Here is a 12,171-nt window from a genome sequence, read left to right on the forward strand (position 1 = left end):
TGCGGGGCCTTCTGCTGCAGCTCGTGGAGCTACCAGGTCACTTCAGGATCAGGCAGTGATCTTGACGACCTGGCCGGCGCCGACGGTCCGGCCACCCTCACGGATGGCGAACTTGAGGCCCTCCTCCATGGCGATGGGCTGGATCAGCTCAACGCTCATGGAGGTGTTGTCGCCCGGCATGACCATCTCGGTGCCCTCGGGGAGGGTCACGACGCCGGTCACGTCCGTGGTACGGAAGTAGAACTGCGGGCGGTAGTTGTTGAAGAACGGGGTGTGACGGCCACCCTCGTCCTTCGACAGGATGTAGGCCTGGGCCTCGAAGTTCGTGTGCGGCGTGACCGAACCCGGCTTGATGATGACCTGGCCGCGCTCGACGTCCTCACGCTTGATGCCACGGAGGAGCAGACCGACGTTCTCACCGGCCTGGCCCTCGTCGAGCAGCTTGCGGAACATCTCGATACCGGTGACCGTGGTGGTGGTCTTCTCGGTCTTGATGCCGATGATGTCGACGGTCTCGTTGACCTTGAGGATACCGCGCTCGATACGACCGGTGACGACGGTGCCACGACCGGTGATCGTGAAGACGTCCTCGATCGGCATCAGGAACGGCTTGTCGACGTCACGCTCGGGCTGCGGGATGGACTCGTCCACCGCGTGCATGAGGCCGAGGAGCTTCTCGCCCCACTCCTTGTCGCCCTCAAGCGCCTTGAGCGCCGAGACACGGACGACCGGAAGGTCGTCGCCCGGGAACTCGTACTCGGAGAGGAGCTCACGGACCTCGAGCTCGACGAGCTCCAGGATCTCCTCGTCGTCCACCATGTCGGCCTTGTTCAGGGCGACGACGATGTACGGAACGCCGACCTGGCGGGCCAGGAGCACGTGCTCCTTGGTCTGCGGCATCGGGCCGTCGGTGGCGGCGACCACGAGGATGGCGCCGTCCATCTGCGCGGCACCCGTGATCATGTTCTTGATGTAGTCAGCGTGACCCGGGCAGTCGACGTGCGCGTAGTGACGCGACTCCGTCTGGTACTCGACGTGCGCGATCGAGATCGTGATACCGCGCTGGCGCTCCTCGGGAGCCTTGTCGATCTGGTCGAAGGCCGAGGCCTCGTTCAGGTCCGGGTACGCGTCGTGCAGCACCTTGGTAATGGCGGCCGTGAGGGTCGTCTTACCGTGGTCAATGTGACCGATGGTGCCGATGTTGACGTGCGGCTTAGTCCGCTCGAACTTTGCCTTCGCCACTGAATCCTCCTGCGGAGTGGTTCTGTACGCCTTGCTCATCGGCGCCAGGTGATCTTTGCTGGGATGCCATCCGCCGGGACCCGATCCCTCGGGTTTCGGGGGCTGAGCCCCGGCGACTGGTGTCAAGCCTAAAGCGTGAACTCGGAAGAGTTACTCGCCCTTGGCCTTCGCGATGATCTCCTCGGCGACGTTCCGCGGAACCTCGGCGTAGGAGTCGAACTGCATCGAGTAGCTTGCGCGACCCGAGGTCTTGCTGCGGAGGTCGCCGACGTAGCCGAACATCTCCGAAAGGGGCACGAGGCCCTTCACGACGCGAGCGCCGCTGCGCTCCTCCATGGCCTGAATCTGACCACGGCGGGAGTTGATGTCGCCGATGACCTCACCCATGTAGTCCTCGGGCGTGGTGACCTCGACGGACATCATGGGCTCGAGGATGACCGGCGAAGCCTTCCGCGCGGCCTCCTTGAAGGCCTGCGAACCGGCGATCTTGAACGCGAGCTCGGAGGAGTCGACCTCGTGGTAGCCACCGTCGAGAAGGATGACGCGGACGCCAGTCATCTCGTAGCCGGCCAGGATGCCGAACTGCATGGCCTCCTGCGCACCCGCGTCGACCGAAGGGATGTACTCCTTCGGGATGCGGCCACCGGTGACCTTGTTCACGAACTCGTAGGAGGCGTCGCCACCCTCGATGGGCTCGATCGCGATCTGCACCTTGGCGAACTGACCGGTACCACCGGTCTGCTTCTTGTGGGTGTAGTCCACGCGCTCGACGGTCTTGCGGATCGTCTCGCGGTACGCGACCTGCGGCTTGCCGACGTTCGCCTCGACCTTGAACTCGCGACGCATACGGTCGACGAGGATGTCGAGGTGAAGCTCGCCCATACCACCGATGATGGTCTGGCCGGTCTCCTCGTCCGAGTGCACCTGGAAGGAGGGGTCCTCCTCCGCGAGACGCTGGATGGCGACACCCAGCTTCTCCTGGTCACCCTTGGACTTGGGCTCGATGGCGACCTGGATGACCGGCGCCGGGAAGTCCATGGACTCCAGGACAACCGGGTTCTTGTCGTCGCACAGCGTCTCACCGGTGGTGGTCTGCTTGAGGCCCATGACGGCGACGATGTCGCCGGCGCCCACCGAGTCGATCTCCTCACGCTTGTTCGCGTGCATGCGGTAGATCTTGCCGATGCGCTCCTTCTTGCCCTTGACGGAGTTCAGCACCGCGGTGCCGGCCTCCAGGCGACCGGAGTAGATCCGGACGAAGGTGAGCTTGCCGAGGTGCGGGTCGCTCGCGATCTTGAACGCGAGGGCCGACAGCGGCTCGTCGTCGGACGGCTTGCGCTTGACGACAACCTCGGCGTCCCTGACGTCGTGGCCCTCGATGGCCTCGACGTCCAGGGGCGACGGCAGGTAACGGACGACAGCGTCGAGCAGGGGCTGAACGCCCTTGTTCTTGAACGCGGTGCCGCAGAAGACGGGGGTGACCGTCTTCTCGCCGTTGCCCTTGCCGGAAGCGATGGTGATACGACGGACAGCCGCGTACAGCTGCTCCTCGGTGGGCTCGACGCCCTCGAGGAAGAGCTCCATGAGCTCCTCGTCGTTCTCCGCGACGGTCTCGACCAGCTTGGCGCGCCATTCCTCGGCGAGCTCCGTGTGCGAGGCCGGGATGTCGACGACGTCGTACATCTCGCCCTTGCTGGCCTCGGCGGACCAGACGAGAGCCTTCATACGGACGAGGTCGACAACACCCTGGAAGTCCATCTCGGACCCGATGGGGAGCTGCATGACGATCGGGACGGCGCCGAGGCGGTCCACGATCATGTCGACGCAACGAAGGAACTCGGCGCCCGTACGGTCGAGCTTGTTGACGAAGCAGATACGCGGCACGCCGTAGCGGTCCGCCTGACGCCAGACAGTCTCGGACTGGGGCTCGACGCCGGCCACACCGTCGAACACGGTGACAGCACCGTCGAGCACGCGCAGCGAACGCTCCACCTCGACGGTGAAGTCGACGTGACCCGGCGTGTCGATGATGTTGATCGTGTGATCGACATTCTCGAGCGGCCAGTGGCAGGTCGTCGCGGCAGACGTGATCGTGATGCCGCGCTCCTGCTCCTGCTCCATCCAGTCCATCGTGGCAGCGCCGTCGTGGACTTCACCGATCTTGTACGAGACGCCGGTGTAGAACAGGATCCGCTCGGTGGTGGTCGTCTTGCCCGCGTCGATGTGAGCCATGATGCCGATGTTGCGCACCTTGGCAAGGTCAAGCGAAGTGGTAGCCATATCGGCTCAGTCTTCTCTCGGTCTCGATGTGGGTTGCGACTACCAGCGGTAGTGCGCGAAGGCCTTGTTGGACTCGGCCATCTTGTGCGTGTCCTCACGCTTCTTGACGGCCGCACCGAGGCCGTTCGAGGCGTCGAGGAGCTCGTTCATGAGGCGCTCGGTCATGGTCTTCTCGCGACGGGCGCGGGAGTAGCCGACGAGCCAGCGGAGGGCCAGCGTGGACGCGCGGCCCGGCTTGACCTCGATCGGCACCTGGTAGGTGGCGCCACCGACACGGCGGGACTTGACCTCGAGGGCCGGCTTCACGTTCTCGAGAGCGCGCTTCAGCGTGATGACGGGGTCCTGGCCGGTCTTCTCACGAAGACCCTCCATGGCGCCGTACACGATGCGCTCGGCGGTGGAACGCTTGCCGTCCAGCAGGATCTTGTTGATCAGCGAGGTGACAAGAGGAGAGCTGTAGACCGGGTCGATGATGACCGGGCGCTTCGGGGCGGGGCCCTTACGAGGCATTCTTACTTCTCCTTCTTGGCGCCGTAGCGGCTGCGAGCCTGCTTACGGTTCTTGACGCCCTGCGTGTCGAGGGAACCGCGGATGATCTTGTAGCGAACACCCGGCAGGTCCTTCACACGGCCACCGCGCACGAGCACGATGGAGTGCTCCTGCAGGTTGTGACCCTCACCCGGGATGTAGGCCGTGACCTCGATGCCGCTGGTCAGACGCACACGCGCGACCTTACGGAGGGCCGAGTTCGGCTTCTTCGGGGTGGTCGTGAACACACGCGTGCAGACGCCGCGACGCTGAGGGGAACCCTCGAGTGCGGGCGTCTTGTTCTTCTCGACCTTGTCCTGCCGGCCCTTCCGGACCAGCTGCTGGATCGTAGGCACTACTTCTCCGGTTTCTGTGTGCCGTCGGTGAAACTAACCTGGAACATTCGCCGACCCACGCGGTCGGGTGTGTCGAATCTCGCGGACCCCTCCACCAAGGTGGAAAAGGCGCGGATCACGGTGGCCGATATATGACTCGCCTTGCGGTTGAGGACACGCACGCGAGCCCAGGCACACCCCAGGCACAAGGCTTGAGCGTACCTACCGCATGGACTCCGGTCAAAACAAATGCCCACGCGCACGTGGTCCCGGCCGGGGAAGGCCGGGACCAGGCAAGATCGCACCGGGCAGGGGCCGGTCCCGGGCGGGACCGGGGTCGATCCCGGGCGGGGGCCGGGGTCAGTCCCGGGCCGTGCGGCGGGGTTCGGGGGTCTCTGTGGACCCCTCCGCCCCCGCGTCGGGCTCCAGGAACTGGTTCACGACCTTGACGAAGACGCCCATGCGGTCGTCGGGGACACCCAGCCAGCGCGCGAAGTCCTCCATCGACGGCTGCCAGTCGCTCGGAGGCAGCAGGTCCGCCGCCATCGGGAGCTCCTCCGGGCTCACACGGCCGGACCGGATCAGCATGTCGCGGACCGAGACCCCGAGCAGCGGGGCGATCCTGCGCATGGTCTCCAGGTCGGGCATGCTCTGCCGCTGCAGCAGGCGCGTCACGGCGGCCCGGTGCACCCCGGCCTCGTCCGCGATCCGGGACTTGCCGCCGCCGCGCGGGCTGTCGATGTCGTAGCCGCGCTGTCGCATCAGCCCTTCGACCCAGCCTGCGAACTCATCCAGCCCACGAGTGGTCATGTACAGCTCCTCACTCCACTCCTCCAGGCGCTCAACTCTAGCGTGCTTGCGCGCACAGAATTACTTGGTTTCGGGTACGCAACGTGTCGAATCGATGAAGGTCACTCCAGGGGTGCACCACAAACTTGTTGCGCGCCCGCACGCAACATGTAACTCTGGCTCGCCGCCGCACTCGTCGGCCCCCTGAGCCCCAACGGCCCCATCGGTCCCATGGAGTTCGGGGAGCCCCGGACCGTGGAGAACCTCTTGTTCCAGCCCGACCCCACCCCTTGGCAGGCCGACGCCGCCTGCGCCGACCTCTCCCCGTCCGTCGTCTTCGCCCGCCGCGCCAAGGAGGCGGCCCCGGCGCTGCGCGCCTGCGCCGGCTGCCCCGTCCGCCGTGAGTGCGAGACGGCGGTGGCCCCCGCCGAGAGCTACTTCGACGGCGTCTGCGCGGGCCGCCTCTGGCGCAACGGGCGTCCGGCGGACGCGGCCCGCGTGGCGAAGGCGGTCGCCCTCACCCCGACGCTCACCCGGAGCGGCCGCCGTGGCTGACCGCACGCCCCCCACCCCGTCCGTCGACCTCGCGCTGCGCGACATCGCACTCTGGACCGCCTCCCTCGTCCGCCAGTTCCCCGAGCTCGCCGAAGAGCTCGCGCCCGGTCGCCGCGGCCCCGCCGGGAGCGCCCCGGCCCCCTCCCCCGCGGGCCGTGACGAGCAGATCCGCGAGGAGCGCCGCGAGGCGCTGCTCCTCCAGCAGCGGCACGGTCTCTCCGTCCCCGGCCACGGCGCCGCCCCGATCCGGCTGCACGTCTCCGACGCGATCCGCGACATCACCGACGGGGTGGTGGAGCTGGAGGAGGCCGTGTGCGCCCGGCTCGCGCTGCCCCGGCCGCCCCGCGCCGGGGTGATCGACCGGCTCCGCCGGGTCGTGGGACTCCTGGACGCGATCGCCGCCGACCCCGACCTCGCCCGGCACGTACGGGACGAGATCCGCCGGATGGCCCGGCGCTGCGCCCGGACGCTCGGCGACGCGGAGACGGTCGTACGGGTGTCGGGCCGCTGCCCCTGGTGCGACTCGGTGTCACTGCGGGCCTTCCCCGACCGGCGCGCAGTGCTCTGTGTGAACCCGGCCTGCGTGTGCACGGACGGGGCGTGCGGCTGCCAGGACGACCCCGCCTACCGGCACCTGTGGCCGGAGCGGGAGTGGGCGGAGCTCGCGGCCGCCTCCGGCTCCCGCACCGAGGAGATCGAGGCGGCGATGGACGACCCGAAGGAGACCTCGTGCTGAGCTCGCCCGCCCTGCCGGCCCTGATCCCCGGACCGCTCGCCGCCGAGGAGGCCGGCGTCGCCCCCGCGACCATCCGCAAGTGGGTCCAGCTCGGTCACCTGCGGGCCGCCGGGAAGGCGGGCCGGGCGCAGCTCTTCCGCCTGGAGGACGTGTTCGCCGCCGAGCGGGTGGCCCGCCGCCGTCCCCGTACCGCCTGACTCCCCGTCGTACGAGAAGCGCCCCCCGTCCGTGAAGGACGGGGGGCGCTTCTCCGTGCCGCGCCTCGTGCCGGTCCTCAAGCCTCCAGGAAGCGGTGGAGCGAGGCCGTGAAGGCGGCGGTGAAGCGGTCGCGGGTCTCCTCGGGGACGCGGTCCAGGGAGAGATAGGGGTTGAGGTCCTCCAGTTCGACGAGAAGCAGCTCGCCGCCGGGGGCGCGGCAGGCGTCCACGCGCTGGATGCCGTGGTCGAGGGTGTTCCAGTCGACGAAGCGGCGGGCGAAGGCGAGGTCGTCCTCGGCGGGCTCGTACGGCTCCAGGACCCAGCGGCGTGCGGGGTCGGGGGCGTGGAGGGCGTACTGGAAGAGGTCGTCGACGAAGTAGAAGGAGACCTCGTACCGGAAGTCGATGCGCGGCTGGACGAGGAGGCCGTCGTACGCGAGGCCGGCGAGCTCCTCGTGCGCGAGGAAGCGCAGGCCTATCGAGTCGGCTCCGGCCTTGGGCTTGACCGCGTACTCGGCGGCGGCGGGCAGCCGGTGGAGGTCCTCGGGCCGGTCGACGGTGGGGATGACGGGGTACCCGGCGGCGGTCAGGTCGAGCAGGTACTGCTTTCCGGCCATGTCGCCGCGGCCGTGGAGCGGGTTGTAGACGCGGGTGCCCTCGGCCAGGGCGCGCTCGCGGAAGGCGTCGTACTCCTTCTGGTAGCCGATGACCGGGCCGCTGTTGCGCACGACGACGGCGTCGAAGTCGTCCATGAGGGCGGCGGCGTCGAGCGGGTGGCAGAGCGCCAGGTCGAAGGTCTCGCGCAGCCGGGCGGTGAGGTGGATGTCCTCGTCGCAGTAGCGCCGTCCGCGGGCCGGGTAGGCGAGGTCGGTGACGTACAGAAGGCGGGGGCGGGCGGCGGGCACGGGGCGGCTCCTCGATCGGTGGCCGCCAACCTATCGGGCGTACGTGCGGGGCCCGTGCGGGACTGCGCACGGGAAAGCACGTGGGTGGACGCGCGGCGGGTCCCGCGGCAGGGGCGTACGGAAGGACCCGTGAAACTAGTTGCGTGCGCGCACGCTCTCTGTCACAGTTGGTGCAGCGGCGGAGCTGCGCCCGAACAACGGGCGCCGGCTTCGCCGTTCGCCGTCCGGGCGCGCTGCCGCGCCCCGCCCCCTCCCGCCGGAGAGCCCCGGGCGGCACCCCGTCCCGCATCCCTCTCCCGAGGAGAACCCGTCATGACCACTCCCCCGAGTGCTTTCCCGGACGTCGAGAAGCTGGTCGTCGACGTCCTCAAGGCCGATCCGGCCCTGGCCGGCGCGACCATCGCGGTCAACGCGCCGGCCGGCTTCGACGGCACCCAGGCCGCCGTCCTGGTGAACCGCCGAGGCGGCGCCTGGATCGGCGACCTGCACGTCGACATGCCGCTGATCGAATTCGAGGTGTACGGGCCGACCAAGAACGCCGCCCACGTCCTCGCCAACGGCGCCCGCCGGGCCCTGCTCGCGACGATCGGCAAGCAGATCGGCGCCGCCAACGTCGTCCACGACGTCGAGGAGCAGGACGGGCCGCGCTGGCTGCCCGACTACCTCTACCGGGGCGCCAACCGCTACCTGTGCGTCATCCGCCTCTCCCTGAGCGTGTTCTAGCCGCTCGCCGAGCGGCCCCGGGCGCTCACCGAGCAGCCCCCGGGCCCTCGCCCCACAGACCAGGCCTCGCCGTCCGGCGGGGCCTTTGCCGTACCCGGACCCGCGTCCGGGGCGGCAGCCCTCTCACCAAGGAGAAACACACCATGGCAGGAAACAACTCGGCCGAGATCCGCGTCGCCGGCACCGGCAAGCTCTACGTCGCCGACGTGGGCACCGCGGCCCCGACCACCTTCGGTGCCGACTCCGCCACCGACTGGGCCGGCTGGACCGACCTGGGCCTCACCACCGGCGACGGCGTCACGTTCTCGAAGAAGGACAAGCTGGAGGCCATCGACTCGTGGCAGTCGGTCTCCCCGGTCCACTACATCTACTCGAGCCGTGACCTCTCGCTGAAGTTCTCGATGCTCCAGTTCAACGAGGAGACGCTGCCCTTCTTCATGGGTGGCGGCGACGTCGCGGCGGAGGGGACCCCCGGGGACACCTACCGCTACGACATCGCCGAGCGTCCGTACGCCGACGCGCGCGCCCTCGGCCTGGAGTTCACCGACGTCAAGGCCGGTGGCACGACCGTGGTCAAGTACCGCTTCATCATCCCGCGCGGCCAGGTCACCGCGTCCGACGACATCAAGCTGGCGCGCAAGGCCGCGGCCCAGCTGGGCGTCACCTTCTCCGCCATGTCGAACGGCGACGGCAAGCCGCTGGCCAGCTTCATCATGAAGGACAGCCAGTACTCCACGACCGTCTGATCCCTTCTCCAGGGGCGGGACGGAGAGATCCGTCCCGCCCCGCCCCTCTCCCGATCTCCCCTTCTTTCACCCGGAACAAGGAGTACGCATCACCATGGCCCGTTTCGACGTCAACGCCGCCCGCGCCCAGCGACAGGAGGCCCACGGCCGTGCCTGGTCCTTCGAGCTGGACGGCGAGAGCTACACCCTTCCGACCGAACTGAGCCGTGCGACGGCCAAGGCGCTGCGCAAGCTCGACGACAACGACGTGGACGGGCTGCTCGCACTCCTGATGGGTGACAAGCAGTTCGCCGGCTTCGAGCAGCACGACGTCACCATGCAGGACATCGCCGCCATCCTGGAGGCCTACGGCAAGGAGACCGGGCTCGGCCTGGGGGAAGACTGAGCCTCGTCGAGTTCGTCGAAGAACACGCCGAGGCCCTTGAGGCGGACTTCCTCCGCTACTACGGGGTCGACATCCTCGACTGGCACCGCGAGGAACTCTCCAGCAGGCGCGTCCTGACGCTGATCAAGCACCTGCCGCGGGACAGCGCCCTCCAGTGCGAGCTCCACGGCGAGGCCGCGGAGTGGTCGATCACCGACCACCTCCTCGCGGCGACGGTGGACCACCTGGCCGTCGCCAACTGGATGTTCCAGTGCGTCAACACCTCGGAGGACGACGACCAGCCGGATCCTCCGAAGCCCGTACCCCGTCCCGGCGCCTCCGGCGAGGACGGGGAGAAGCCGGGCGAGGGCTCCGAGGAGGAGACCGTCGAAGAGGTCTCCCCCGGACAGCTCGCCCGGTTCTTCGGCTGATGCCGCGGAAACCGCACTCCCCCACGGCCCCCGGAGTCCGTTCCCGTCAGGGAGCGGACTCCGGGGGCGCTTCCCGTGCTCGCTCGGCGGAGAGTTCCTTCTCCAGGGCCTTGGCCCGCTCGGACAACGAGCCCCGGCGACCCTTGCCGGGACGCGTCTCGGCCTCGCCGGCGTCGTGATCGCGCCGGTCGGCGTTCGGGCCGTTCTGTACGGGGACCCCGGCGAGCGGCGGCACGATCGGGCGCCCGCCCTTGCCGCGCACGACCTTCCGTACCGGCTGGGCGCTCCTGCGCGTGCGGCTCTCCTGGGCGGTCAGGAGGACGTCGGAGTCCGAGCCCGGTTCGGGGCCCGAGGCGTGCTGGGGTTCCGGCTCGGGCCGCTGTTCGAACAGTTCGCGTTCCCTGCGGACACGCTCCTCGGCCTCGACCACGGCGGCGGGCGGTTCGAGGAGCCGGGCGAAGGGCAGTGCGATGACCCGGGCGCCGTCCTGTCCGCTGTCGATCCGCCGTTCGGGCCGGCGGATGCCCCGCGCGTCGCCCTGGCCCTGGGTGTAGGCGTCGGCGACACGCTTCTCGTACTCCCGTCGTATGCGCGGGAGTTCGTCCGACACCGCCTCGGCCCAGCCCGCGGTGAAAGCGGCCGTCTCCCGGCGGTCGACCTCGGCCCGGGGGATCACGACGAGGTCCTCGGTGGCGTACCCGTGGACCAGGACGAGCTCGGAGAGGCGTGCGAAGAGATGGGGCAGATCGGGATGGGACGCGAGCCAGTCGACGACTCGCTCCCGCCGGTTCGCTCCCGGCTCCGTTTCCATGCGTCAGTACTGCCTTCCAGCCCCCTGGGGTCCCCCGCGCGCCCCTCGCGCCCCTCGCCCCCGGAGTGGTCGGCCCAGGGAGCGCACCGCCCAGGTTACCCGGTCGAACAGAAGTGCCTTTCAGGCGCCAACCTGTTCGGGAAACAAGCCAGAAGACGCACCGTCAGACGTTTCCCGCTCGACAAACACCGAACAGGTGTTCCACACTCTGTTCGCACAGTAGTTCGAAAACGTGGTGCCCCCGCCCCTCACTCCGCGGCGCCGCCACGCACGCACGGGCAAGCAACCGGAAGGCAGGCGTCCATGGCTCAGCAGGCCGAGGCATCGCGACCGCACATCCCGCTCCAGGACCGCCTCCGCCAGCTCCTCGACGGACCCGTCGCCCTCGACAAGAGAGCGCTGCTCGGCACCCTGTGCGCCGAGGTCTCCCGCTGCGAGACCCTCGCGTACGCGGCGGGCTGGAACGACGCCCTCGCGACGGCGCGACGCGGCGCCCGCCGGGACGAGGACGCCTAGCCGCCCGCACCGCCCCCACGAACGAGCCCCTGCCGGGATACGGCGGGGGCTTTTCGGCGCTTGGCCGTCACCGGCCGGAAGCGGAGCAACTCATGGCAGAAGACATACCCACACTGATCGCCGACCTCAAGATCACCGTGGTCCAGGGGCACATACGGCAGATCATCGAGCACAGCCACGTCATGCGCGACCTGTCGTCCATCACCAGCACCCTGAACCACCTCAAGGAGAAGATCGAGGAGATCCACAAGGAGATCGTCAAGAACCCGGTGACGGAGTACTGGGAGGCCGCCGGTTTCGACGGAATCGCCGCCGGCATCGAGAAGCTGTACGAGGGCGAGGGCCTCGGTACGGCCCTCAATTACTGGCTGTCGAACGGCGCAGGCGCCTTCGCGGCCATCGTCATCGGCGGCATCGGCCTCTACCTCGCGGGCAAGCTCACCAACATCCAGCGGTCCATCCAGGCGGCCCTCAGACCCAGCGGCCTCATCCGGGCCTACAACGCGAACGGCGACGTCACACTGCAGCGCCGCACCGACGTCGAGGCGCGCGAGCGCCGGGTCGCCAACGGCGGCACCGGCGTCGCAGATCTCGTGGGCGACCCGGCCAACGCCGAGCGGGCCCGGCGACTGCGCGAGCAGCTCGTCCCGCTGAACAAGGCGGTGGACCGCTTCGACAAGCTGGCCCCCACCTTCCTGGAGTCGTTCGCCAAGCTGCCGAGCGAGCGCAGGGCCACGAAGGCGGCGACGGCCGTCGGGAAGATCAGCAGCGCCGTCAACCTGGTCAACCGTACGGCCCTGAAGGAAGTCGTCGAGGGCTACGAAAAGCTCAACAAGGCCGTGGCCGAGTACCAGCCGACCAAGATCCCCAAGGAGGCGGAGCTGGCGGGCGTGGCCAGGAAGATGAACGACCTCGCCAACGAGACCCAGACCTTGCGCGACAAGTTCAACGGCCTCAGGGGCACGATCGAGTCCCTCGACAGCGTCATCGCCGGCGCCACCGGCTGACCCTCC

16 protein-coding genes are annotated in these 12,171 nt (G+C 68.9%); 9 read left to right on the forward strand and 7 right to left on the reverse strand.

Annotated features, from left to right (window positions below; genetic code table 11):
• Window positions 1-48: 48 nt before the first annotated feature.
• From tuf to IF00_RS0116305, 5 genes are all read right to left on the reverse strand, one after another.
• A complete protein-coding gene (tuf, locus tag IF00_RS0116285) occupies window positions 49-1,242 on the reverse strand; it encodes an elongation factor Tu (protein ID WP_030318661.1) in 1,194 nt (397 codons plus the stop codon).
• 150 nt (window positions 1,243-1,392) lie between these two features.
• Window positions 1,393-3,522: an elongation factor G gene (gene fusA / locus IF00_RS0116290; protein ID WP_030318663.1), complete on the reverse strand. Its 2,130-nt coding sequence runs from the start codon at window positions 3,520-3,522 to the stop codon at window positions 1,393-1,395.
• 39 nt (window positions 3,523-3,561) lie between these two features.
• A complete protein-coding gene (rpsG, locus tag IF00_RS0116295) occupies window positions 3,562-4,032 on the reverse strand; it encodes a 30S ribosomal protein S7 (RefSeq protein ID WP_015035567.1) in 471 nt (156 codons plus the stop codon).
• A gap of 2 nt (window positions 4,033-4,034) precedes the next feature.
• Window positions 4,035-4,406: a 30S ribosomal protein S12 gene (gene rpsL / locus IF00_RS0116300; protein WP_003948652.1), complete on the reverse strand. Its 372-nt coding sequence runs from the start codon at window positions 4,404-4,406 to the stop codon at window positions 4,035-4,037.
• 339 nt (window positions 4,407-4,745) lie between these two features.
• Window positions 4,746-5,195 (reverse strand): helix-turn-helix domain-containing protein, encoded by a 450-nt coding sequence (locus IF00_RS0116305; protein WP_030318665.1) that lies wholly within the window; start codon window positions 5,193-5,195, stop codon window positions 4,746-4,748.
• 234 nt (window positions 5,196-5,429) lie between these two features.
• Between IF00_RS0116305 and IF00_RS41285 the strand changes: the two genes are divergently transcribed.
• From IF00_RS41285 to IF00_RS0116320, 3 genes are read left to right on the forward strand one after another with little or no spacing between them, the layout of a single operon-like run.
• Window positions 5,430-5,729 (forward strand): WhiB family transcriptional regulator, encoded by a 300-nt coding sequence (locus IF00_RS41285; RefSeq protein ID WP_229312706.1) that lies wholly within the window; start codon window positions 5,430-5,432, stop codon window positions 5,727-5,729.
• Window positions 5,722-6,465: a hypothetical protein gene (locus tag IF00_RS0116315; RefSeq protein WP_030318669.1), complete on the forward strand. Its 744-nt coding sequence runs from the start codon at window positions 5,722-5,724 to the stop codon at window positions 6,463-6,465. Before IF00_RS41285 ends, IF00_RS0116315 begins: the two co-directional genes overlap by 8 nt.
• Window positions 6,459-6,662: a MerR family transcriptional regulator gene (locus tag IF00_RS0116320; protein ID WP_030318670.1), complete on the forward strand. Its 204-nt coding sequence runs from the start codon at window positions 6,459-6,461 to the stop codon at window positions 6,660-6,662. The genes IF00_RS0116315 and IF00_RS0116320 overlap by 7 nt, the downstream gene beginning before the upstream one ends.
• 77 nt (window positions 6,663-6,739) lie before the next feature.
• On the opposite strand, the gene IF00_RS0116325 is transcribed toward IF00_RS0116320, so the two are convergent.
• Window positions 6,740-7,567: an ATP-grasp domain-containing protein gene (locus tag IF00_RS0116325; RefSeq protein ID WP_030318672.1), complete on the reverse strand. Its 828-nt coding sequence runs from the start codon at window positions 7,565-7,567 to the stop codon at window positions 6,740-6,742.
• A gap of 312 nt (window positions 7,568-7,879) precedes the next feature.
• Here IF00_RS0116325 and IF00_RS0116330 point away from each other — a divergent pair, with 312 nt between their 5' ends.
• From IF00_RS0116330 to IF00_RS48025, 4 genes are all read left to right on the forward strand, one after another.
• Window positions 7,880-8,290, forward strand: coding sequence for a hypothetical protein (locus tag IF00_RS0116330; RefSeq protein WP_030318675.1), 411 nt, complete (start codon window positions 7,880-7,882; stop codon window positions 8,288-8,290).
• 143 nt (window positions 8,291-8,433) lie between these two features.
• The gene (locus IF00_RS0116335) at window positions 8,434-9,036 is read left to right on the forward strand and encodes a phage tail tube protein (RefSeq protein WP_030318677.1); all 603 of its coding nucleotides are present in this window, start codon (window positions 8,434-8,436) and stop codon (window positions 9,034-9,036) included.
• A 94-nt stretch (window positions 9,037-9,130) separates the two neighbouring features.
• Window positions 9,131-9,421, forward strand: coding sequence for a hypothetical protein (locus tag IF00_RS0116340; RefSeq protein ID WP_030318678.1), 291 nt, complete (start codon window positions 9,131-9,133; stop codon window positions 9,419-9,421).
• A 215-nt stretch (window positions 9,422-9,636) separates the two neighbouring features.
• Window positions 9,637-9,831 carry a hypothetical protein gene (locus tag IF00_RS48025; protein ID WP_388305540.1) on the forward strand — a complete coding sequence of 65 codons (195 nt, stop codon included), beginning with the start codon at window positions 9,637-9,639 and terminating at the stop codon, window positions 9,829-9,831.
• Window positions 9,832-9,877: 46 nt separating this feature from the next.
• On the opposite strand, the gene IF00_RS0116355 is transcribed toward IF00_RS48025, so the two are convergent.
• Window positions 9,878-10,642, reverse strand: a complete 765-nt coding sequence (locus IF00_RS0116355; RefSeq protein ID WP_030318681.1) for a hypothetical protein — start codon at window positions 10,640-10,642, stop codon at window positions 9,878-9,880.
• Between the two features lie 303 nt (window positions 10,643-10,945).
• Here IF00_RS0116355 and IF00_RS0116360 point away from each other — a divergent pair, with 303 nt between their 5' ends.
• Both IF00_RS0116360 and IF00_RS0116365 read left to right on the forward strand, forming a co-directional pair.
• Window positions 10,946-11,158 (forward strand): hypothetical protein, encoded by a 213-nt coding sequence (locus IF00_RS0116360; protein WP_030318683.1) that lies wholly within the window; start codon window positions 10,946-10,948, stop codon window positions 11,156-11,158.
• A 92-nt stretch (window positions 11,159-11,250) separates the two neighbouring features.
• Window positions 11,251-12,165 carry a hypothetical protein gene (locus IF00_RS0116365; protein WP_030318685.1) on the forward strand — a complete coding sequence of 305 codons (915 nt, stop codon included), beginning with the start codon at window positions 11,251-11,253 and terminating at the stop codon, window positions 12,163-12,165.
• Window positions 12,166-12,171: the final 6 nt, after the last annotated feature.

This window comes from Streptomyces flavochromogenes (assembly GCF_000717595.1).
Lineage (GTDB): Bacteria > Actinomycetota > Actinomycetes > Streptomycetales > Streptomycetaceae > Streptomyces > Streptomyces flavochromogenes.

Excerpts from the sequence above, each read along its gene's own strand:
- IF00_RS0116335 (WP_030318677.1), top strand. The coding sequence starts at position 8,434 with ATGGCAGGAAACAACTCGGCCGAGATCCGCGTCGCCGGCACCGGCAAG.
- IF00_RS0116355 (WP_030318681.1), bottom strand. The coding sequence starts at position 10,642 with ATGGAAACGGAGCCGGGAGCGAACCGGCGGGAGCGAGTCGTCGACTGG.
- IF00_RS0116340 (WP_030318678.1), top strand. The coding sequence starts at position 9,131 with ATGGCCCGTTTCGACGTCAACGCCGCCCGCGCCCAGCGACAGGAGGCC.
- rpsG (WP_015035567.1), bottom strand. The coding sequence starts at position 4,032 with ATGCCTCGTAAGGGCCCCGCCCCGAAGCGCCCGGTCATCATCGACCCG.
- IF00_RS0116360 (WP_030318683.1), top strand. The coding sequence starts at position 10,946 with ATGGCTCAGCAGGCCGAGGCATCGCGACCGCACATCCCGCTCCAGGAC.
- IF00_RS0116305 (WP_030318665.1), bottom strand. The coding sequence starts at position 5,195 with ATGACCACTCGTGGGCTGGATGAGTTCGCAGGCTGGGTCGAAGGGCTG.
- IF00_RS0116330 (WP_030318675.1), top strand. The coding sequence starts at position 7,880 with ATGACCACTCCCCCGAGTGCTTTCCCGGACGTCGAGAAGCTGGTCGTC.
- IF00_RS0116365 (WP_030318685.1), top strand. The coding sequence starts at position 11,251 with ATGGCAGAAGACATACCCACACTGATCGCCGACCTCAAGATCACCGTG.
- fusA (WP_030318663.1), bottom strand. The coding sequence starts at position 3,522 with ATGGCTACCACTTCGCTTGACCTTGCCAAGGTGCGCAACATCGGCATC.